Genomic DNA, 21333 nt, shown 5'->3' with positions numbered 1-21333 from the left:
CGAATCTTCAGCCTCGCCATCAATTTCCAAAAGCGATTTTTTGTGATCGAATCACATGAGAAAAAGTGCTCCTTCGGAGCCCGCTCCACCGCGATGACCTTCAAGCAACTCGAAGCCCTGTACTGGATCGCCCGCCTCGGCGGCTTCGCGCAGGCCGCCAACCAGCTGCACACCTCGCAGTCGGCCATCTCCAAGCGGGTGCACGAGCTGGAGCAGTTGTTCGAGACCGAGCTGTTCGACCGCAGCCAGCGCACCGCCCGCCTCACCGAGAAGGGAGAGGAGATGTTCGTGCTCGCGCGCAAGCTGCTGGAGCAGCGCGACGCGGCCATCGAGCAGTTCGGCAAGCCGGGCGTGGTGGAGCGGCGCATCCGCCTCGGCGTGACCGAGCTCACGGCGATGACCTGGCTGCCGAGGCTGGTCGGCCTGATCCGGCAGCACTACCCGAAGGTGATCCTCGAGCCCGACGTGGACGACAGCCTGCAGCTGCGCGACAAGCTGCTGGCCGACGAACTCGACCTGGTCATCGTGCCCGACACCTTCGCCGACTCGCGCATGCCGCACAAGGTCATCGGCCAGGTGAGGAGCGCGTGGATGTGCAAGCCGGGCGTGGTGCCTTCACCTTCCAATGGCGCCGCCATGCGGCTGCACGAACTGGCGCGCCACCGCATGCTGGTGCAGGGCAACAACTCCGGCACCGGCCGCGCCTACGACGCATGGATGAAGGAGCAGGGCGTGCAGCCCGCCGACGTGATCGTGGTGAGCAACCTGGTGGCGCTGACCGGGCTGACGGTGTCGGGCCTGGGCGTGAGCTACCTGCCGCGCGAATGCCTTCAGCCGCTGGTGACGGCCGGCATGCTTTCAGTGGTCGAGGTGGCGCCCGCCCTGCCGGTGGTGCGCTACGTGGCGATGCACAAGGGCGAGCACCGCAGCGCCCTCACCTCGTCGATCGTGATGCTGGCGCAGGAGTGCTGCGACTTCACGCGCATGTTCCAGGCGCAAGGGGAGGAAGAGAACAAGGAGTACGGAAGGCCGGCTCCGGCCTGAGCGGCACCGCCGAGGACGCCCATTCTGATGAAGCCGCGTCAGCGGCTGTCGCCGACCGGGGAAAGGTCGGAAAGATCGGGATGCATGTGCTGCAGCGCGAGCGACAGCCGGACCACGCGCTCCCGCGCACCCGGCTCGCCCCGGGCGAGTGCGCCCAGCGCGGCTTCGTAATCGTCGGTGAGCTGTTGCCACAGCTCGAAGTCGGCGCCAAGGCCTTCAGCGTCCTTGTCCATCTTTGCTCCAGTAGGAATTCGACGGCCGATGTAGATGCGCAAGTTTGACTGATTTTGACCGTGAACGTTAGAACTTTAGCGGTCTTAGGGTTATAGCTGTCGAAATACTGCGACGAAGTGTGCCGGGAGGGGCGGTCGGCATCTAAGGGTTCCTACGGTGAAAGTATTTTTCAATACAGCCAAGAATTCGCGCCATCGAGCCAGGAAAAAGCCAGATCCAAGCAAAAAGCAAGGCATATAAGAAAAAACATTTCAAACCTTGCCGTTTCTACAAACCAAAAGCTCCGTCGCAAGACATCCGTTGGAAGGTGCCCATGACCATCACCGTGACACGCCAGGACGCCCGCTACAACACCCTGAAGAAGGGTTTCAACCTGCGATGGCCCTCGACGGAATCGGACGCCGCCTCCCGCATCGAGCTGGCGGAAAACGCCGCCGACGCGGCCTCCGCGCTGCAGCGCATCGTCGACGCGGGCCTGCGCCCCACCGTGCGCAGCGGCGGGCATTGCTATGAGGATTTCGTCTCCAACAATCCCGACGGCGCAATCCTCGACCTGAGCCTGCTCGACCAGGCCGGCGCCGCAGCCCGCGGCGACGGCCGCTTCCGCGTAGGCCCCGGCACGCAGAACTGGACCGGCTACCTCGACCTCTACAAGCGCGGCAACGTCACCTTGCCCGGCGGCTCCTGCTACTCGGTGGGCGCGGGCGGCCACATCTGCGGCGGCGGCTACGGTCTGCTGTCGCGGCTGCAGGGGCTCACGGTCGACTGGCTCTCTGCGGTGGACATCCTCACGGTGGACAACCGCGGCAAGGTGGTGCCGCGCACCGTCGACGCCAACCGCGACCCCGACCTGTTCCGCGCCTGCCGCGGCGCGGGCGGCGGCAACTTCGGCGCAATCACCAGCTACGTGTTCGACAGGCTGCCCACGGCGCCGCGCGAGGTCGCGCTGGCGGTGGTGGCCTTCGACTGGGCCAGCATGACGCCCGAGCGCTTCACCGCCCTGCTCACCACCTATGGCGACTACTGGGCCACGCGCGGCAAGTCCCCCGACACCTGGGGCATGTTCTCGCTGCTGAAGCTTACGCACCGCTCGGCCGGCCAGATCGTGATGCTCACCCAGTTCTGCAACCCCGACGGCACCTGCAACGACCTGACGGTGCTCAACGACTTCCTCGACCGCTTCCGCGCCTGCGCGCCCGTGCCCGCCAAGGGCCGCCCGCCCGGCGTGGGCCCGGCACCGCAGCGCGACACGGGCCAGCTGCTGTGCTCCAGGCCGCACACCGTGACGCGCTACGACTGGCTCACCGCCACGCAATATCTCAACGGCTCCGGCGAAAACCAGCGCGGCAAGTACAAGTCGGCCTACATGAAGCAGAACTTCAGCGCGCGCGAGGCGCAGCGCATCTACACGCACCTCACGCGCACCATCGCCGGCGTCGACCTGAGCCAGTCGCTGCTGCAGGTCGATTCGTACGGCGGCGCCGTCAACAAGCCAGAGCGCATCGCCGACACCGCAGTGCCGCAGCGCGCATCGATCATGAAGCTGCAGTACCAGACCTACTGGCGCGACGCGAAGGACGACGCCGGCCACCTGCGCTGGATCGGCGACTTCTACCGCGACGTGTACGGCACGCCCGACGTGCCCGAACGCCGCGCCGGCACGCCCTACCCCGGCGAACGCTACGAGGGCTGCTACATCAACTACCCCGACAACGACATGCTGGCCTACCCCTTCTGGCCGCAGCTCTACTACGGCGACCAGGGGCTCTACGACTTCCTGCGCAAGGTGAAGCGCCGCTACGACCCGAACAACATCTTCCACCACGCGATGTCGGTGCGCCCGTGACAAGGTCCGATCAAGAGAGGAACAACCCGATGACAGCCCAGACCGGCCAGAACCGCCGCACCGTCATGCAATGGATCGGCGGCGCCTCCACGCTCGGCGCGCTCGCGCCCGTGCTGCCCGCCAATGCACAACAGGCCCCGGCCGCGGCCGTGCCCGCGGAAGCGCCCGCCGGGCCGGCGCCCCGCTTCGCCTACGTCGGCACCTACACCTTCGACGCTCCCGGCGGCACGGCCGGCGGGCCGGCCTCGAAAGGCATCTACGTGCTCGCCATGCAGGACGGAGGCTGGACGCCGCTGCAGACGGTGGAAAGCGCGAACCCGTCCTTCCTGGCCGTGCACCCGAACCGGCGCTTCCTCTACGCGATCAACGAGATCGACACGTACCAGGGCCTGCCCACCGGCACTGCCGAGGCCTATGCCATCGACGAGCGCAGCGGCCGGCTCACGCTGGTCAACCGCCAGCCGCTGTCGCTCTCGGGCGTGATCCCGGCGCACCTGGCCGTGTCGCCCGACGGCCGGGCGCTGGTGATAGCGCTGTATGGCGGCGGTGCCTACAACGTCCTGCCCATCGGCAGCGACGGCGCGCTCGGCAAGGTCTCGGGCATCGAGAAGGAAACCGGCTCCGGCCCCGACACCGAGCGGCAGGAATCGCCGCACCCTCACATGGTGCAGTTCGATGCCTCGGGTGGGCGCGTGCTCGCGACCGACCTCGGCAGCGACCGCATCAACGTCTTCACGCTGGCGGAGGGCAAGCTGGCGCCCATCGGCCGGACGGCCGCGCAGGCCGGCAGCGGGCCGCGCCACCTGGCGCTGCATCCGTCGCAGCGCCATCTCTACGTGGTGGGTGAGCTCGATGCATCCGTGAGCTGCTACGGCTACGACGCGGCGAGCGGCGCTGTCGGGGCGCAGCGGCAGCGCGTCTCGACCCTGCCAGACGGCTACACCGGCCAGAAGAGCGCGGCTGCGCTGGTGATGCATCCCTCGGGGCAGTTCCTCTATGCGAGCAACCGCAGGCTGAAGTCGGAGCATCCGCTGGCCGACAGCATCGCCGCGTTCCGCGTCGAGGCGGCCAGCGGCAACCTGGCGCCGCTGCAGCATTGGAGCGAGGGCCTGCGCTTCCCGCGCGCCCTGGCCGCCGCCGCCGATGGCAGGCACCTGTATGCGCTGAGCCAGAAGGGCGACACCATACTGCGCCTGCGCATCGACCCCGCAACCGGCCGGCTCGACCAGCCAGTGCAGGTGGCGCAGGTGCCGACGCCGGTCTGCCTGGTCTTCGCCTGATCGGAGCTAGCTCGCGCTGCCGCGCGTGAGCATCCGCCCCGCGCGCGCGAGCACGCGCGCCTCGGCCTCCCCGCCGCGATAGGCCAGCACGCCGTTCACGAACACACCCTCCACGCCCAGGCTCACGCCATGCGGCTTGTCGTAGGTGGCGGTGTCGGCGATGGTCTCGGGGTCGAACACCACCACGTCGGCCATGGTGCCGGCGCGCAGCAGGCCGCGGTCGGCGATGCGCAGGTTGCGCGCGGTCATGCCGGTCATCTTGTGCACCGCCTGCTCCAGCGTGAACAGCCGGCGCTGGCGCCAGTAGCGCGCGAACACGCGCGGGAAGGCGCCCCACAGGCGCGGATGCGGGTGGCGGTCGTGCGGCAGGCCGTCGCTGCCGATCATGGTGAGCGGATGCGAGATGACGCGCTCCACGTCTTCCTCCTGCATCTGGAAGTAGCAGGCGCCGCCGGGCTTCAGCCGCAGGCAGGCGTCCTGCTCGCTCACGCCCCACTCGCGCGCGATGTCCGAAATGAGCCGCCCCGTCATCTCCGGATGCGGGTCGGACCAGGTCAGCAGCACGTCGATCACGCCGTCCACCAGGTCCTCGCGCAGCACGGTGGAGCCGGCCACGTAGGGGTACACGTCCATCGCGATCTTCTGGCGCTGCGCGAGCGATTCGATCAGCGGCAACGTTTCCTTGGTGCGGCCCCAGTTGGCGGGGCCGGCGCACTTGTGGTGCGAGATCACCAGCGGCACGCCGGCCTCGAAGGCGCAGTCGCCGGCCTCGTGCAGCGCCTCGATGATCTGCTGCATCTCGCTGCGCAGGTGCGTGGCGTAGACGCCGCCATGGCGGCTCACCACGCGCGCCAGTGCCGTCACTTCTTCGGCGGGCGCCGCGAAGGCCTCTTCATAGAACAGGCCCGAGGACATGCCGTGCGCCCCATCGGCCATGCAGCCGTCGAGCAGCGCCTCCATGCGCACCAGCTCTTCGGCGCTGGCCGGGCGGTCGAGCGCCTGCATGGCCGCGAAGCGCAGCGTGGTGTGGCCCACCAGCGCAGCCACGTTGAGCGCGGGCTGCGTCGCATCGACGGCCGCGCGGTACTCGGCCATGGTCGCGTGCCTGAACGAATCGGCGCCCAGCAGCGTGAGCGGCGGCAGCGACTGCGGCGTGCGGTACGGCGCGAGCGAGATGCCGCAGTTGCCCGTCACCACCGTGGTGATGCCCTGCGACAGCTTCGGCAGGCACAGCGGGTCGCGCAGCACGATGGCGTCGTCGTGCGTGTGCGCGTCGATGAAGCCGGGGGCGATCACCTTCGCGCGGCAGTCGACGACTTCGACATCGGCCAGCGCCAGCCCCTGCGGCAGCCGGTCGCGCAGGCCTTCGCCGAGCGCGACGATGCGGTCGCCCTGCAGCAGCACGTCGCCCGGCCACGAAGGTCCGCCCGAGCCGTCGACCACCAGGCCCGCTTCGAGCAGCACGGCCTTGTTGTCGTCTCCGCTCACGATGCGCTCCCTCCGTCGTTGACGCCGCCGCCGTCCCAGCTCTGCAGCGGATGCGTGGTGGCGTCAATGCCGTGGCGCTGGAAGGCTTCGCGCGCGCGCTGCAGGCGCTGCACCGCGGGCTCGCCGCGGCGCTGGGCCACCAGCACGGTGAGGATCTCGATGACCGTGAGGTGCGTGAGGTAGGCGTCGATGCCCACGTGCATCACCGCGTCGTCGGGCACCGACAGGCCCAGCAGGAAGTCGGCCCTGGCCGCGAGCGCCGTGCCCGGCCGCGTGAGCGCGACCACCTTGGCGCCCTGCCCGCGCGCGATGTCCACCGCGTCGAGCAGCGAGGGCATGCCGCCCACGTGCGAGATGGCGATGACCACGCCGCCCGGCCGCTGTGCCGCGCCGGCCACCTGCTGCAAGTGGTAGTCGGCCCATGCGTTGGCCGACAGGCCCAGGCGGAAGAGCCGAGCCTGCAGGTCATTGGCCATGAACCACGAGGTAGCGCCCGCGCCGTACAGGTCGACGTGCGGTGCGGCCGCGATGGCGGCCACGGCGCCGTCGAGCACCTGCATGTCGAGCTGGCCGCGCACGCCCGAAACCGAAGCCGCCGCGCTGCGCGCAATCTTGCCGACCACTTCGTCGGCCGCGTCCTCGATGTTCACGCGGCGGTGCAGCGGCGAGCCGCCCAGCGCGAGTTCCTGCGCGAGCGCGAGCTTGAATTCGCGCAGGCCGGCGAAGCCGAGGTCGCGGCAGGTGCGCATGATGGTGGGCACCGAGCTGCGCGAGCGCTCGGCCAGCTGCTCGAAGCTTTCTTCGAGCACGCGGTCGGGGTCTTCGAGGATCAGGTCGAGAATCGCGCGCCGCGTCGCCGGGGCGTCGCTGCGGATGTCCGCGATCTTCTGGAGCAGTGATGGGGTCATCGGGATGCGATCAGAAGTGCATGGCCACCGCGTCGCTCACGCGGTAGTCCTGCTCGACAACCGGCATCCAGTGCCACTTGTCGAACGTGGTGCAGGGGTGCGAGATGCCAAGGCCCACGCGGTCGCCGACCTTGGGCGCCTCGGCTTCCTCGTTCGCGTCCCAGCGCAGGTAGGCGTGCTGGTCGTTCAGCGCGGTGATCTTCCAGCCGGCGGGCACGCCCTGCGGCTGCAGCGCGCCGCGCGCCGCGCGTGCGATGGGCACGGGCAGCGAGAGGTCGAAGGAGATGTCGCGCTTGCCCACGGCCAGGATCGCCAGGCCGGCCTCCGGGCGCGACTGCACCGTGGCCCAGACTTCCATCGCCGGCACCAGGCTTTCTCCGCAACCGCAACCCAGGCGCTCGTCCACCGCGCTCACCATGCGCTTGTAGAAGCCGTGGTCGTGCGTCACGTAGCAGCCCGAGCGCAGCAGGCCGCGCACCGGCGCGCCCAGCGCGGGCTTGAGCCGGCCGGCCACCAGGTCGAAGATGGCCGAGCCGCCGGCCGAGACCAGCACCTCGTCGGTCTCGAAGAGACTGTTCTCGTCGCAGTGGCGCGCCACGGCTTCCACGCGGTCCATCAGCGCCTTGGCATAGGCCGTGTCGGGCTCGCTCTGGCCGGTGGCGCCCTGCCCTTCGTAGCACTCGATGCCCACCAGCCGCACGGCCTCGCTGGCGCGCAGCCGCGCGGCCAGTGCCACGGCTTCCTCGTGCGTGCGGCAGCCGGTGCGCGCGCCGTCCACGCCGATCTCGATCATCACGTCGAAGGGCACGCTCTCGGGATGGCGCTTCGACCAGTCTTCGATGAGCGCCAGCTGCGCCAGCGAATCGACCAGGAACACGATGCGCAGGTCGGCATGCTCGCTCAGCAGCATCTGGATGCCGGCCAGGTCCTCGTCGCTCACCACCTGGTTGGCGATGAGCGTGCGGCGCGCGCCGGCCGCCACGCCCACGGCCAGCTGCGTGACGGTGGCGAAGGTCAAGCCCCAGGCGCCGGCGTCGAGCTGGCGCCGGAAAAGCTGCGGCGACATGGTGGTCTTGCCGTGCGGCGCGAGGTCGATGCCCCACTCGCGCACGCGCGACTGCATCCACGCCAGGTTGTGCTCCAGCGCCTCGCGCTTGAGCACGGCCAGCGGCAGCGGCAGGTCGCCGGCCAGCACGTTCCAGCCGGCGGCGCCGATCTCGCTGCGGCGGCGCGGCGCGGCGGTGCGCGGATAGCCCTTGAAGTTGCTGCCCAGCAGCGGGTCGGTGAAGTCGTTGGCGGCGGTCATGGTCATGCGGCAATGTTTGATGGCAGTTCTTTGCGGATGCAGGCGCTGTAGTGTCCCGCCGAAATCTCCTCCAGCGGCGGCACCGTCCGAGCGCAGGCATCGATGGCGTGCGGGCAGCGCGTGCGGAACACGCAGCCCGAGGGCGGCGCGATGGGACTCGGGATGTCGCCCTTCAGTGCAATGCGCTCGGTCGTCATCTCCGGGTCGGGTTTGGGGCTCGCGGCCAGCAGTGCGCGGGTGTAGGGGTGCGAGGGGCGCGCGAACAGTTCCTCGGTGGTGGCGACTTCCATCACCTTGCCGAGGTAGAGCACCACCACGCGGTCGCACAGGTACTCCACCACGTCGAGGTCGTGCGAGATGAAGAGCATCGTCAGTCCGAGCCGCTCGCGCAGGTCGGCCAGCAGGTTGATGACCTGCGACTGGATCGACACGTCGAGCGCCGACAGCGGCTCGTCGGCCACGATGAATTCGGGCTCCACGGCCAGCGCCCGCGCCACGCCGATGCGCTGGCGCTGCCCGCCCGAGAACTCGTGCGGGAAGCGGTTGGCATGCTCGGCGCGCAGGCCCACGGTTTCGAGCAGTTCGGCGATGCGCCTGTCGCGCGCCGCCGCACCCTTGTGCAGGCCGTGCGTGGACAGCGCCTCGCCGAGGATCGCGCTGATGCGCATCTTCGGGTTCAGGCTGGCGTACGGGTCCTGGAAGATGATCTGCAGCTTGCTGCGCAGCCGGCGCATGCGCTCGGCCGAGAGCTCGCCGATGTCATCGCCCCGGTAGAACACCTGGCCGCTGGTTCGCTCGAGCAGGCGCAACACGGTGCGGCCGATGGTGCTCTTGCCCGAGCCCGATTCGCCGACAAGGCCCAGCGTCTCGCCGGGCTGGATCGCGAAGGAGACGTCGTCGACGGCGCGTACCGGGCGGTCGCTGCTGCCGAAGTATTTCTTGAGGGCGCGGACTTCGATGAGGGGAGGTGCGGTGGTCATCGTGGACTTTGGGCATTGGCTCCCTCCCCCTCTGGGGGAGGGTTGGGGTGGGGGCTCGAAGCGGTGGAGACTGTCGCGGCGGTGGAAAGGCCGCGTGCCCCCACCCCGGCCCTCCTCCAGAGGGGGAGGGAGCAAGACAGGAACAGCGCGTTTGTCATGCGGCCCTCGCCAGCGCCGCTTCAGGCTGCACACGAACACATCGCGCCTGCCGCCCCTGCCGGATGTCCAGCAGCGGCGGCATCGCGGCGCTGCATTCGGCGAGCGCGAGGTCGCAACGCGGCTCGAAGGCGCACCCCGGCGGCGGCGCCAGCGGGCTCGACACCTGGCCGCGAATGGCGAAGAGCCGCTTGGGCTTGGGCTGGCCGGGCTGGCGCGCCTTGCCCGGCAGGCAGGCCAGCAGGCCCTGCGTGTACGGGTGCTCGGGCTGCGCGAACAGCGGCCGCACCGGCGCGCTCTCGACCACGCGGCCCGAATACATCACGACCACGTCGTCGGCATGGTGCGCGACCACGCCGAGGTTGTGCGTGATGAACAGGATGCTCATGCCCGTCTCGGCCTGCAGCCGGCGCATGAGCTCGAGGATCTGCGCCTGGATGGTCACGTCGAGCGCGGTGGTGGGCTCGTCGGCGATCAGCAGTGTCGGGTCGCAGGCCATGGCCAGCGCAATCATCGCGCGCTGGCGCATGCCGCCCGAAAGCTGGTGTGGATACTCGTGGATGCGCTGCGCGGCCGCCGGGATCTCCACCAGCTCCAGCATGCGCTGCGCGTGCGCCAGCGCCGCCTTGCGGTCGAGTCCCTTGTGCAGGCGCACGCTCTCCGCGATCTGCTCGCCGATGGTGAACACCGGGTTCAGGCTGGTCATCGGCTCCTGGAAGATCATCGACAGCTGGTTGCCGCGCAGCGAACGCATCTCGCGCTCGCCGATCTGCAGCAGGTCGAGCGCCTTGCCCTCGCGCGTCACGAAGGAAGCGCTGCCGCTGACCTGCGCGTTGGCCGTCTTGGGCAACAGGCGCATCAGCGTGAGGCTGGTGACCGACTTGCCCGAGCCCGACTCGCCCACCAGCGCCGTCGTCTTGCCGGGCTGGATCGAGAAGCTCACGTCGGCGACCGAACGCACGAGGCCGTCCTCGGTGGGGAAGCTGGTGCTCAGGTTGCTGACCGTGAGGCGTGGGGTCTGGTTGTTGTTGGCGGTCGTCGTCATCACGCGCCTTTCTTCAGCTTGGGATCGAGCAGGTCGCGCACGCCGTCGCCCAGCAGTTGCAGCGACAGCGCGGTGAAGATGATCGCGAGCCCCGGGAACAGCACCACCCAGAAGGCCTGGTGGGCGTACTGCTGGCTGCCCGCGACCATGGTGCCCCAGGTCGGGATCTCGGGCGGCACGCCCACGCCCAGGAACGACAGCCCCGCCTCGGCCAGGATGGCATAGGCGAAGATGAACGACACCTGCACCAGGATCGGCGACATCAGGTTCGGCAATATGTGCCGCCACAGGATGCGCGAGGTGCGCACGCCCAGGGCGCGCACGGCCTCCACGAAGAGCAGCTCGCGCACCACCAGCGTCGAGGCCCGCACCACCCGCGCCACGCGCGGCGTGTAGACCAGCACCAGCGCGAGCACGGTGTTGACCAGCGAGGGTCCGAGGATGGCCACCAGCGCGATGGCCAGCAGGATGTCGGGGAAGGACATCATCGCGTCGACCACGCGCATCAGCGGCGCGTCGAGCCGGCGGAAGAAGCCCGCCATCAGGCCCAGCACGGTGCCGGCGATCACGGCGCCCAGCGCGGTGAGCGCGGCAATGGCCAGCGAGTAGCGCGCGCCGTGCACGATGCGCGAATAGAGATCGCGGCCGAGCTCGTCGGTGCCGAGCAGGTGCTCGGCGCTGGGCGCCTTCAGGCGCTCCAGCACGGCCGTGTCGTTGGGGTCGATGGAGGCGAACAGCGGCGCGCCGATCGCGAGCACCGCGATCACCAGCAGCACCAGCGCGGACACCATCACGATGCGTCTGTGCATCAGCTGGCGGAGCATTCGGGGCATTTGCATTGGGGGCTCTTCAGTACTGCAGGAAGAAAGACGGGATCGGACAGCCGAACGCAGAAGAAAGACAAAAGCTACGCAAAGGTCGCAGAAAAGACAGAAGACATCTTTTGGTTTTCTCTTCTGCGACTTCTGCGAAACCTTCGCGACTTCTGCGTTCGGCTGTTCGGCTTTGCATTTGCATCACACCTTCACGCGCGGATCGACCACGGCATACAGCAGATCGATCGAGAAATTGATGAGCACGTAGATCGCCGCGATGACGAGCAGCGCCCCCTGGATCACCGGATAGTCGCGCCGCAGCACCGCGCTGACCACGAGGTTGCCCACGCCGGGCAGGCCGAACACGGTTTCGGTGATGACGGCGCCGCCGATCATCAGCGCGACCGTCAGGCCGATCACCGTGACGATGGGCACCAGCGCGTTGCGCAGGGCGTGCTTGAGCACCACCGTGCGCTCGCTCAAACCCTTGGAGCGTGCGGTGCGCACGTAGTCCTCGCCCAGCACGTCGAGCATCGAGGCGCGGGTAAAGCGGATGATGAGCGCCGAGTTCAGCAGGCCCAGCACCGTGGCAGGCAGCACCAGCGAGTGCAACCGTTCCGCGAACGGCGCATCAGGCGCACCGTAGCCCGACACCGGGAACCAGCCGAACGAGACGGCGAAGATCTGGATCAGCACGATGCCCAGCCAGAAGCTCGGAATGCTCGCGCCCAGCATCGCGATGCCGGTGAAGAGCTGGTCGACCACGCGCCCCCGGAACACGGCGGAGACGATGCCGCAGGGCACGCCGATCAGCGCCGCGATGGCCACCGCCATCAGCGCGAGCAGCGTGGTGGGTTCGGAGCGCTCCCACAGCGCCTGCGTCACGGGGCGCTGCAGGAAGATGGACTGGCCGAGGTTGCCCTGCAGCACCTCGCGCAGCCAGTAGCCGAACTGCACGGGCAGCGGCTTGTCGAGGCCGTACTCCTTCTGCACGCGGGCGATGTCGGCCGCGGTGGCCTGGTCGCCCAGCAGCACCGAGACCGGGTCGCCCGAAGCGGCGCGCGTGAGCACGAAGACCAGCACCGCCACGATGGCGAGCACGATCAGCATGCCCGCGGCGCGGGAGGCGATGTAGCGGAAAAGCGATTTCTTCATCACGCGGAAAACTCGATGGCGGCGGCGGAACCGACCGCGACGTACTGGCCGGTGAAGCGAACGTCGCCGCCCTGCACGCGGAAGACGGTCACGTTGTCGCCCTGCTTGTTGTGGCACACGTAGAGGAAGCGCCCGCTCGGGTCGAGCGTGCAGCTGCGCGGGTAGTTGCCGCGCGACCATTCCTCGCGCACCAGCGTGGGCGCGCCGGTGCGGGCGTCGACCTTGAAGATGGAGATCGAGTCGTGCAGGCGGTTGAGCGACACGAAGTGCTGGCCGTCGGGCAGCATGCGGATGCCCGAGGCGTAGCTGGTGCCCTTGAAGCCCTTGGGCAGCGCCGAGTTCTCGCTCACCAGCGTGAGTACGCCGGTGGCGTTGTCGTAGCGCATGAAGGCGATGGTGGATGCCTCCTCGTTCACCAGGTAGAACCACTTGCCGTTCGGATGGAACACGAAGTGGCGGGCGCCCGAGCTTTCCGACACGGCCACCGTGCTGGGCTGGCTCAGCACGCCGGTGATGCGATCGAAGCGGTAGGAGATGACGCGGTCGAGCCCCAGGTCGGCCACCAGCACGAAGTTGCCCTTCGGGTCGGCATGCACCATGTGCGCGTGCGGGCCGTCGTGGTCGCTGGTGGCGAAGCCTTCGTGCGAACGCGCGGCAGCCGGCACCACGTCGGCGCCGGGCTTGCAGGGCGTGCCCGCGCCGCAGGCATCCACGTCCTTGTAGACGACGGCGGCAACTGCCGGGTCGGGCGTGCCGTCGGCGCGCAGCGCGAGCACGCTGACATCGCCGCTCGCGTAGTTGGCGGTGAACAGAAAGCGGCCGTCGGGGTGCACGCTGATGTAGGCCGGATCCTTGCCGCCGCAGGGCGTCTCGGACACGAAGCTCAGAGCGCCGTCGGCGCCGATTCGGAAGGCCGAGACCGAGCCGGCCTCGAACTCGTTGGCCGCGTACAGCACGGGCAGCTTCGGATGGCGCGCGAGCGAGGCGGGGTTGCGCAGCTTCGCGCCCTCGCCCGTGCTGGCCACGGCGGCCGGCGCGCCGGGAATCGGCTTGAGCGCGCCGGTGGTGCTGTCGAGCACGAACTGGTGCACGCCCTGCCCGCGCCCGCCGCGCCACGGCTTGCCGCCGTCGCTGTAGGTGCCGACGTAGGCGTAGACCGGGCCGGAGGTGGCGGCCTGAGCCGTGGAGGCGGTAAGCCCCAGGGCCCCGAGGCCGGAGGCCAGTGCGCTGGCCTGCAGGAGTTGGCGACGCGACGGCATGGCTGTGTGTCTCCGCCTTCTTACTTGATCTTCGCGTTCCAGAAGAACGGCCAGGTCGCGGGCTGGTAGTTGTCCAGCGCCGGACTCCTTGCCGAGAGGCCGTTGAACTTGCCGACGTTGATGTACGGCACCTCGTCGTACACCACCTGCTGCACCTTGCCCCACAGCGCGCCGCGCTTGGCCGGGTCGCTCTCGACGTTGAAGGCCTGCAGCGCCGACTTCTTGGCAGGCGTTTCCCACCAGCCGGGCGCGCCGTCGCCGAGCTGCGGCGGCGAGAGCATGGGCTCGGGGAACTGGCCCGAGTGGGTGACGTAGATGTCCCACAGCTTGGCGTCGTTGCGGCGCTGCACCAGCGTGGCCCAGTCGACCACGTTGAGGTCGACCTTGAAGCCGGCGCGCTTGAGCTGCTCGGCCATCAGCAGCGCCATGTTGTAGTGGAAGTCGTACTGGCGGCTGGTGAGCACGCGGATCGGCTCGCCCTTGTAGCCGGCCTTGGCGGCGGCTTCCTTGGCCTTGGCGGCGTTGCGCTGGTTGTACTGGTCGGCGCCCGCGGTCGAATAGAAGGGCGAGCCCTTCGGGAAGTGGTTGGGCTCGGCGGTGAAGAAACGCGTGTCGCCGAAGCCGGCGGCGAGCATCTCGCCTTCGCCCAGCGCGGTCTGGATCGCCTGGCGCACCGGCTGGCTGGCGGCCACGCCTTCCTTGGTGTTGAGCACGAGGTACGGGAAGCCGAACGAGGGCGTCATGATCGGCACGGTCTTGCCGCCCGATTTCTCCAGCCGCGGCAGCGCCTCCACAGGCAGCAGGTCGGCAAAGTCGTACTGGCCGGCCAGCGCGCCCTCGACGCGGGTGCTGGCGTTGGGCACGGGCACGAAGCGCAGTTCCTCGATGGCCGCCTCGCGCTTGCCGCCGTAGCCGCTGGCGGCTTCCTTGCGCGCGCTGTATTTGTCGAAGCGCGTGAGCAGCACGAACTGGTCGGGGCGGCGCTCCTTGAACTTGTAGGGGCCTGTGCCGACGAAGTCCTTCAGCGGCGAGGCGATGGAATCCTTGGCCATGATGGCCGCCATGCCGCTGGGCAGCGCGAGCTGCGAGAGCAGCGGCGCGTAGGGTTCCTTCAGCACCACTTCGACCGCCAGCGGGCCCTTGGCCTTGAGGCTGTCGATTTCCTTGCCCACGGCCTTGCCGCGCGGCGACTGGTCCATCCAGCGCTGCAGGCTCGCCACCACGTCGTCGGCCGTGAGTTCGCGGCCGTTGTGCAGCATCACGCCCTTGCGCAGGGCGATGGCGTAGGTCTTGCCGTCGGCCGAGATCTTCGGCATGCCCTCGGCCAGCATCGGCACCACGTTCCACTTGGCGTCGAAGGTGTAGAGCGTCTCGTACACGTGCTGCATGATGGTTCCGACCAGGTCGGCGGTCGAGGCCATCGGGTCGAGCGTCTGCGGCTCCGCCACCATCGCCAGCGTGGCGAAGTTGCGCGGCCCCTGGGCGTGGGCGCTCTGGTGGGGCAGCGCGGCGCACAGCACCGCGAGCAGGGAGGCGCCCAGCAGGCTGCGCTTCGACAGCATGGGCAGGCGCTGGACAAGACCGACGTGGGGCATGGGGAACTCCTTCTTGGGGCGGGCGGATTGTGAAAGAAATTTTCTCTTCGGCCCGGACTTTGAAGCAGTATTCATGCCTAATCATCCGTGTTAACCCTTGTTCAGGGGTTATTTTGAAATAGATTTTCAAATCGGATGGATACTCGCGGATCGTTTTCGCCCTTTCCGTTTCTCTTTTCCCGTCATCACTCAGGAGTTCCCATGCCCCTCGAATACCTCGGCGCCCCGCCCCTTGCCTCCGACCGTCAGGTCCGCCCCTTCTCCCCGGCCGTGCGCGCCGGCGACTTCATCTATGTCTCGGGCCAGGTACCGGTCGACAAGAACGGCGAACTCGTGGTGGGTGGCATCGAGGCGCAGACGCGCCAGGTGATGGAGAACATCAAGTCCGTGCTCGCCCTGGCCGGCGCCACCTTCGACGACGTCTGCAAAAGCACCTGCTGGCTGCAGGACGCGCGCGACTTTGGTGCCTTCAACCGCATCTACATGAGCTATTTCGGTGAGAACAAGCCGGCCCGCTCGACCACCGAGGCACGGCTGATGATCGATGCGCGGGTGGAGATCGACGTGGTGGCTTACAAGCCCAAGGCCTGAGCGAAGGCCCAAGAAAGCGGGATCGGACAGCCAAACGCAGAAGGAAGACAAAAGCTACGCAGAAGTCGCAGAAGAAACCTTCATCGGTTTTCTTCTGCGACCTTCGCGGAACCTTCGCGACCTCTGCGTTCGGCTACCCGCCCCCCTCAGCCGTGCAGCTCGGTCTTGCGCTGGATGATCCGCGAGACCAGCCCGTACTCCACGGCCTCCTCGGCCGACAGCCAGCGGTCGCGCTCGATGTCGGCAAGCACCACGTCGATGGGCTTGCCAGTCTCGCGTGCGATCTCGTGCGCGATGCGCTGGCGGGCCTTGATGATTTCCTGCGCCTGGATGGCGATGTCGGTCGCCTGGCCGCCCGCGCCGCCGCTGGGCTGGTGGATCAGGAAGCGGGTGTTCGGCAGGCACACGCGGCGCTCGCGCGGCGCCGCCAGGAACAGGTGGGTGGCCGCGCTGCCCACCCAGCCGGTGCCGATCATGTTCACCGGCGCGCTGATGAAGCGCACGATGTCGTGGATGGCGTCACCCGACTCCAGGTGCCCGCCGGGCGAGCTCACGAGGATGTCGATGGGCTTCTCTGCGCTGTCGGCATCCAGGGCGATGAGCCGGCGCGTGACGTCGGCGGCCACCGAATCGGTGATCGCGCCGAAGATCAGCAGCGTGCGCGACTTGAACGCTTTCTCTTCCAGATACGAATTGCGCGGCTCGGCGGTGGCCGCGGGCTTGGTGTCGTCGTCGGATTCCATTGAGAACATGGGCAGCATGAAACGGGCTCCTGTGGTTTTGGACTTCGGCCCGTCCTGACGGACAGGCGCCCCCCAGTTTCGCGACATTGCGCCGGCCGTGCCAGGCCGGCCCGAATCACCCCGCCAGCCGCCCCGCCACCAGCTGCAGCACCCGGTCGCAACGCTTCGCCAGGTCCTGGTCATGCGTGACCATCACGAAGGCGGTGCCGTGCCTGTGCGCGAGGTCGAGCATCAGTTCGAAGACCGTGTCGGCCGTGCTGCGGTCGAGGTTGCCGGTGGGCTCGTCGGCGAGCACGCAGGCCGGCTGCGTGACCAGCGCGCGCGCGATCGCCACGCGCTGGCGCTCGCCGCCCGAGAGTTCGGCCGGGCGGTGGTGCAGGCGCTGGCCCAGGCCCACGCTCTCCAGGATCTTCGCGGCCGACTGCGCGGCGGCCTGCTTCTCCACGCGGCGGATCTTCAGCGGCATGGCCACGTTGTCGAGCGCGCTGAATTCGGGCAGCAGGTGGTGGAACTGGTAGACGAAGCCCAGGTGCCGGTTGCGCAAACGGCCCTGCTCCGCGGGGTCGGCGTGCGCGATGTCCTTGCCCAGCAGCTCGACCTTGCCGGTGGTGGGCTCGTCGAGCCCGCCCATCAGGTGCAGCAGCGTACTCTTGCCGGAGCCGGAGGCGCCGACGATGGCCAGCGTCTCCCCGGCGTGCACGTCGAGGTCGATGCCGTGCAGCACGGTCAGGTCGAGCCTGCCCTCGTGGAACCGCTTGGTCAGTCCACGGGCTTTCAAAACAACACCATTGGCGCCGGGCCGCCCCAAGCCAATGGCGGCCCCCTCGGGGGGCAGCGAGGACACGACAGTGCCGAGCGTGGGGGTCAATTCACTCATAGCGCAGGGCTTCGGCAGGGTTCACGCGGCTGGCGCGCCAGCTCGGATACAGCGTGGCGACGAAGGCCAGCACCAGGGAAATGATCGCGATGGGCACGATGTCGCTTTGCTGCGGATCGCTGGGCATCTTGCTGATCAGGTAGATGTCCTTCGGCAGGAAGCTCGCATGGAAGAGCTGCTCCAGGAAGGGCACGATCACGTCGATGTTGTAGGCGATGCCCAGGCCCAGCAGCAGGCCGGCCACGGTGCCGATCACGCCCACCATCGCGCCCTGCACCACGAAGATGCCCATGATGCTGCGCGGCGAGCTGCCCAGCGTGCGCAGGATGGCGATGTCGGCGCGCTTGTCGGTCACCGTCATGACGAGCGTGGACACCAGGTTGAAGGCCGCCACCGCCACGATCAGCGTGAGGATGATGAACATCATGCGTTTCTCGACCTGCACGGCCGCGAACCAGGTCTTGTTCTGGCGCGTCCAGTCGCGGATGAGGAACTCGCCCGGCAGCGTCACGGCGAGCTGGTCGGCCACGTCGCGCGCCTCGTTGAGGTTCTTGAGCTTCAGGCGGATGCCGGTCGGGCCTTCGAGGCGGAACACCTTGGCGGCGTCCTGCTCGTGCACCATGGCCAGCGCGGAGTCGTATTCGTAGTGGCCCGAGTCGAAGGTGCCGACCACGGTGAACTGCTTGAGCCTGGGCACCACGCCCGCCGGCGTGACCTGCCCGCCCGGCGCCACCAGCGTGACCTGGTCGCCCGGCTGCACGAAGAGCGAACGTGCCAGCTCCGCGCCGAGCACGATGCCGAACTGGCCCGGCACGAGCTTGCCGAAGGTGCCCTTGGAGGCGATGCCGTTGATGTCGGTGACCTCCGGTTCGAGCTTCGGATCGATGCCGCGCACCAGCGTGCCCTTCATGTCCTCGCCGCGCGCGATGAGCGCCTGCGTGTTGATGAAGGGCGCCGCGCCGACCACCTCGGGGTGCTTGCGCGCCGCCGCCATGATCTGGTCGAGGCTCTGCAGCGCCTGGCCGTCGCGCGAGAAGATCTCGATGTGCGACACCACGCCGAGCATGCGGTCGCGCACTTCCTTCTGGAAGCCGTTCATCACACTGAGCACAATGATCAGCGCCGCCACGCCCAGCGCGATGCCGAGCATCGAGACACCGGAGATGAAGGAGATGAAGCCGTTGCGCCGCGTCGCCCGTCCTGCGCGCGTGTAGCGCCAGCCGAGCTGCAGTTCGTAAGGAAGTCGCATAGGGGCGGGATTGTGGCATTCCGGGCAAGCCTGGGGCTTCCCGGACAATAGGGGAATGGCCGAAACCTCCCCACGCCAATTGCTGATCCCTTTCGCCGGCCGCGGTTCCCCGTCGTGCCGCGCGGCCCTCTCCACGCTGCGGCTCCCCAATCTCGAAAACCTGCTCTCGCGGCTGACCCTCGCGGACACCGACACGCAGGACGAAAGCACGCGCTCGCCTCCGCATGAACGCGCCCTGGCGCAGGCGCTGGGCATCGCCGCGCCCGACGGCTGCATTCCCTGGGCCGCGCTCGAAGCGCGCCGGCTGGGCATCGCCACGGCGGGCGATACCGAAGGCTGGGGCATGGTCACGCTGTGCAACTGGCAGGTGGGTATCGACGATGTGGTGCTGGGCGACCCGTCATCCACCGAGATCGACGCCGCCGAATCGGCCGCGCTGCTGGAAGCCGCCCGCCCCTTCTTCGAGGAGGACGGCATCGCGCTGCACGCCTCGCCCGTGCCCGGCCGCTGGCTGGCGCGCGCCGGCATCTTCGACGGGCTGGCCACCGCCTCCATCGACCGCGCGGTGGGCTACCCCGTTTCGCAGTGGTCGCCGCTGGCCGACGCCGCGCGGCCGCTGCGCCGGCTGCAGAACGAAATGCAGATGCTGCTGTACACCCAGCGCGTGAACGACGACCGCGCCGCGCGCGGCGTGCCGCCCATCAATTCCTTCTGGCTCGCGGGCACCGGCGCGCTGAAGAATGAAGAAGCCGCAACCGCCGTCGCGCCGACGGTGAACGACTCCCTGCGCACCCCCGCGCTGCGCGACGACGGCATCGGCTGGGCCGAGGCCTGGCAGGCGCTCGATGCCGGCCCTGTCGCCGCCCTGCTGACCGAGTACACGCGCGGCGCCAGCGACATCTCGCTCACGCTGTGCGGCGACCGCGCCTCGCAGCGCTACACCGTGCAGCCGCGCGGCCTGGCCCGCTGGGCGAAGAGCCTGTTCGACCGCAAGCAGGCGCCCGCCCTGCTGGAGTCGCTATGAAAATCATAGCCAGGGATATCCCGCCCCGCACCGTCTGGGCGCTGGAGCAGGCCGGCGTGCATCCGCTGCTCGCCCGCCTTTTCGCCGCGCGCGGCGTGCGCGCCAAGGAAGAACTGGACGACGGCCTCGCGCTGCTGCTGCCGCCCGACACCTTGCACGGCACGCGCGAAGCCGCCGCGCTGCTGGCCGACGCCATCGCGCAGGACAAGCGCCTGTGCATCGTCGCCGACTACGACTGCGACGGCGCCACCGCCTGCGCGGTCGGCGTGCGCGGCCTGCGCCTCTTGGGCGCGAAGAACGTGAGCTACCTCGTGCCCGACCGCGTGGTCGACGGCTACGGCCTCACGCCGCCGATTGCAGAGCGCGTGGCCGCGAGCGGCGCAGACATGCTCATCACCGTCGACAACGGCATCGCCAGCGTCGAGGGCGTGGCCGCCGCCAAGGCGCGCGGCCTGCAGGTGCTGGTGACGGACCACCACCTGCCCGGGCCCGAACTGCCCGCGGCCGACGTGCTGGTCAACCCCAACCAGCCCTGCTGCGGCTTCGAGAGCAAGAGCATCGCCGGCGTGGGCGTGATGTTCTACGTGCTGCTCGCGCTGCGCTCGGAGCTGCGCAGGCGCGGCGTGTTCGACACGGCCACGCAACCCAAGCTCGACGCGCTGCTGCCTCTCGTCGCGCTCGGCACCGTCGCCGACGTGGTGCGGCTCGATGCCAACAACCGCCGCCTCGTGGCGCAGGGCCTGCGCCGCATCCGCGCGGGCGCGATGCCGGCCGGCGTCGCCGCGCTCTTCAAGGCGGCCGGGCGCAACGCTTCCGTTGCGACCACCTTCGACTTCGGCTTCGCGCTCGGCCCGCGCATCAACGCAGCGGGCCGTCTGTCCGACATGACGCTGGGCATCGAATGCCTGCTGACCGACGACGCTGGCCGCGCCGAAGAGCTCGCGCGCATGCTCGACGGCATCAACCGCGAGCGGCGCGACATCGAGGGCGGCATGCGCGACCAGGCGCTGCTGCTGGCCGAGTCGCTGTTCGCCGCCGATGGCGAGGGCATCGAGGCGCCGCCGCCGGCCATCAGCGTGTTCGACGCGGGCTTCCACGAAGGCGTGGTCGGCATCGTGGCCTCGCGCATCAAGGACCGCTTCCACCGCCCCACCTTCGTCTTCGCCGCGAGCGCTGCGCCGGGCAAGGAGCAGGAGCTGAAAGGCTCGGGCCGATCCATTCCGGGCTTCCACCTGCGCGACGCGCTCGACCTCGTGGCCAAGCGCCATCCGGGCGTGCTGCTGCGCTTCGGCGGCCACGCGATGGCCGCCGGCTGCACCGTGGCGCGCGAGCATTTCGAGACTTTCGAAAAAGGCTTTGCGCAGGTCGCGCGCGAGCTGCTGGCCGAGTCGGCGCTCACGCGCCAGATCGAGACCGACGGCCCCATCGCGCGCGAGTACATGCGCATCGACCTCGTCGACACGCTGCATCGCGAGGTGTGGGGCCAGGGCTTCGCGCCGCCCACCTTCAGCGAGGAAGTGGAAGTGGTATCGCAGCGGCTGGTGGGCGAGAAGCACCTGTCGCTCAAGCTCAGGCATCAGGGCCAGCCCATCGACGCGATGTGGTTCAGCCACACCGAGCCGCTGCCGCCGAAGGTCAAGCTGGCGTTCCGGCTCGACGCGGACGAGTGGCAAGGAGTGCGGCGGCTGCGCTTCCTGGTGGAAGGCGCGGAGTTCTAGAAGAAAGTTCCAGCGGAAGG

Annotated in this window: 19 protein-coding genes; 6 read left to right on the top strand and 13 right to left on the bottom strand. The window is 68.9% G+C overall.

The genetic code is table 11. From position 1 onward, the window contains the following. Window positions 1-93: 93 nt before the first annotated feature. Window positions 94-1044, top strand: coding sequence for a LysR family transcriptional regulator (locus EJP67_RS17850; RefSeq protein ID WP_126023051.1), 951 nt, complete (start codon window positions 94-96; stop codon window positions 1042-1044). 38 nt (window positions 1045-1082) lie between these two features. On the opposite strand, the gene EJP67_RS17845 is transcribed toward EJP67_RS17850, so the two are convergent. Continuing rightward, a complete protein-coding gene (locus tag EJP67_RS17845) occupies window positions 1083-1277 on the bottom strand; it encodes a hypothetical protein (RefSeq protein WP_126023050.1) in 195 nt (64 codons plus the stop codon). A gap of 314 nt (window positions 1278-1591) precedes the next feature. Between EJP67_RS17845 and EJP67_RS17840 the strand changes: the two genes are divergently transcribed. Both EJP67_RS17840 and EJP67_RS17835 read left to right on the top strand, forming a co-directional pair. Then, a complete protein-coding gene (locus tag EJP67_RS17840; protein ID WP_126023049.1) occupies window positions 1592-3124 on the top strand; it encodes an FAD-binding oxidoreductase in 1533 nt (510 codons plus the stop codon). Window positions 3125-3153: 29 nt separating this feature from the next. Continuing rightward, entirely contained in the window at window positions 3154-4404 is a 1251-nt protein-coding gene (locus tag EJP67_RS17835) for a lactonase family protein (RefSeq protein WP_126023048.1), read from the top strand. Window positions 4405-4410: 6 nt separating this feature from the next. On the opposite strand, the gene EJP67_RS17830 is transcribed toward EJP67_RS17835, so the two are convergent. The 9 genes from EJP67_RS17830 to EJP67_RS17790 form a co-directional block, all read right to left on the bottom strand. Continuing rightward, a complete protein-coding gene (locus tag EJP67_RS17830; protein ID WP_126023047.1) occupies window positions 4411-5892 on the bottom strand; it encodes an N-acyl-D-amino-acid deacylase family protein in 1482 nt (493 codons plus the stop codon). Beyond that, the gene (locus EJP67_RS17825; protein ID WP_126023046.1) at window positions 5889-6800 is read right to left on the bottom strand and encodes a MurR/RpiR family transcriptional regulator; all 912 of its coding nucleotides are present in this window, start codon (window positions 6798-6800) and stop codon (window positions 5889-5891) included. The genes EJP67_RS17830 and EJP67_RS17825 overlap by 4 nt, the downstream gene beginning before the upstream one ends. Window positions 6801-6810: 10 nt before the next feature. Continuing rightward, entirely contained in the window at window positions 6811-8112 is a 1302-nt protein-coding gene (locus EJP67_RS17820) for an amino acid deaminase (protein WP_126023045.1), read from the bottom strand. Further along, on the bottom strand, window positions 8109-9086 hold the full coding sequence (locus EJP67_RS17815; protein ID WP_126023044.1) for an ABC transporter ATP-binding protein: 978 nt from the start codon (window positions 9084-9086) through the stop codon (window positions 8109-8111). The genes EJP67_RS17820 and EJP67_RS17815 overlap by 4 nt, the downstream gene beginning before the upstream one ends. 154 nt (window positions 9087-9240) lie before the next feature. Continuing rightward, window positions 9241-10287 (bottom strand): ABC transporter ATP-binding protein, encoded by a 1047-nt coding sequence (locus EJP67_RS17810; protein WP_126023043.1) that lies wholly within the window; start codon window positions 10285-10287, stop codon window positions 9241-9243. Continuing rightward, the gene (locus EJP67_RS17805) at window positions 10287-11126 is read right to left on the bottom strand and encodes an ABC transporter permease (RefSeq protein WP_093196271.1); all 840 of its coding nucleotides are present in this window, start codon (window positions 11124-11126) and stop codon (window positions 10287-10289) included. Before EJP67_RS17805 ends, EJP67_RS17810 begins: the two co-directional genes overlap by 1 nt. A gap of 177 nt (window positions 11127-11303) precedes the next feature. Then, window positions 11304-12257, bottom strand: coding sequence for an ABC transporter permease (locus EJP67_RS17800; protein WP_126023042.1), 954 nt, complete (start codon window positions 12255-12257; stop codon window positions 11304-11306). After that, on the bottom strand, window positions 12257-13516 hold the full coding sequence (locus EJP67_RS17795; RefSeq protein WP_126023041.1) for a lactonase family protein: 1260 nt from the start codon (window positions 13514-13516) through the stop codon (window positions 12257-12259). The genes EJP67_RS17800 and EJP67_RS17795 overlap by 1 nt, the downstream gene beginning before the upstream one ends. A gap of 20 nt (window positions 13517-13536) precedes the next feature. Further along, window positions 13537-15111, bottom strand: a complete 1575-nt coding sequence (locus EJP67_RS17790) for an ABC transporter substrate-binding protein (RefSeq protein WP_126023040.1) — start codon at window positions 15109-15111, stop codon at window positions 13537-13539. Window positions 15112-15312: 201 nt separating this feature from the next. Here EJP67_RS17790 and EJP67_RS17785 point away from each other — a divergent pair, with 201 nt between their 5' ends. Further along, on the top strand, window positions 15313-15702 hold the full coding sequence (locus EJP67_RS17785; protein ID WP_126023039.1) for a RidA family protein: 390 nt from the start codon (window positions 15313-15315) through the stop codon (window positions 15700-15702). A gap of 146 nt (window positions 15703-15848) precedes the next feature. Here EJP67_RS17785 and EJP67_RS17780 read toward each other — a convergent pair whose 3' ends face one another. The 3 genes from EJP67_RS17780 to EJP67_RS17770 all read right to left on the bottom strand — a co-directional run bounded on the left by EJP67_RS17780 (window position 15849) and on the right by EJP67_RS17770 (window position 18571). Continuing rightward, on the bottom strand, window positions 15849-16463 hold the full coding sequence (locus tag EJP67_RS17780; protein ID WP_395320503.1) for an ATP-dependent Clp protease proteolytic subunit: 615 nt from the start codon (window positions 16461-16463) through the stop codon (window positions 15849-15851). Between the two features lie 97 nt (window positions 16464-16560). After that, window positions 16561-17322, bottom strand: a complete 762-nt coding sequence (lolD, locus tag EJP67_RS17775; RefSeq protein ID WP_240650695.1) for a lipoprotein-releasing ABC transporter ATP-binding protein LolD — start codon at window positions 17320-17322, stop codon at window positions 16561-16563. Continuing rightward, the gene (locus EJP67_RS17770) at window positions 17315-18571 is read right to left on the bottom strand and encodes a lipoprotein-releasing ABC transporter permease subunit (protein WP_126023038.1); all 1257 of its coding nucleotides are present in this window, start codon (window positions 18569-18571) and stop codon (window positions 17315-17317) included. The genes lolD and EJP67_RS17770 overlap by 8 nt, the downstream gene beginning before the upstream one ends. 55 nt (window positions 18572-18626) lie before the next feature. On the opposite strand from EJP67_RS17770, the gene EJP67_RS17765 reads away from it, so the two are divergent. Both EJP67_RS17765 and recJ read left to right on the top strand, forming a co-directional pair. After that, window positions 18627-19595 (top strand): hypothetical protein, encoded by a 969-nt coding sequence (locus EJP67_RS17765; protein ID WP_126023037.1) that lies wholly within the window; start codon window positions 18627-18629, stop codon window positions 19593-19595. Then, a complete protein-coding gene (recJ, locus tag EJP67_RS17760) occupies window positions 19592-21313 on the top strand; it encodes a single-stranded-DNA-specific exonuclease RecJ (RefSeq protein WP_126023036.1) in 1722 nt (573 codons plus the stop codon). The genes EJP67_RS17765 and recJ overlap by 4 nt, the downstream gene beginning before the upstream one ends. The last annotated feature ends 20 nt before the right edge of the window (window positions 21314-21333 follow it).

Origin of the sequence: Variovorax guangxiensis (genome assembly GCF_003952165.1) — a bacterium.
Lineage (GTDB): Bacteria > Pseudomonadota > Gammaproteobacteria > Burkholderiales > Burkholderiaceae_C > Variovorax > Variovorax guangxiensis.
This window is presented reverse-complemented; position numbering and strand designations above follow the sequence as displayed.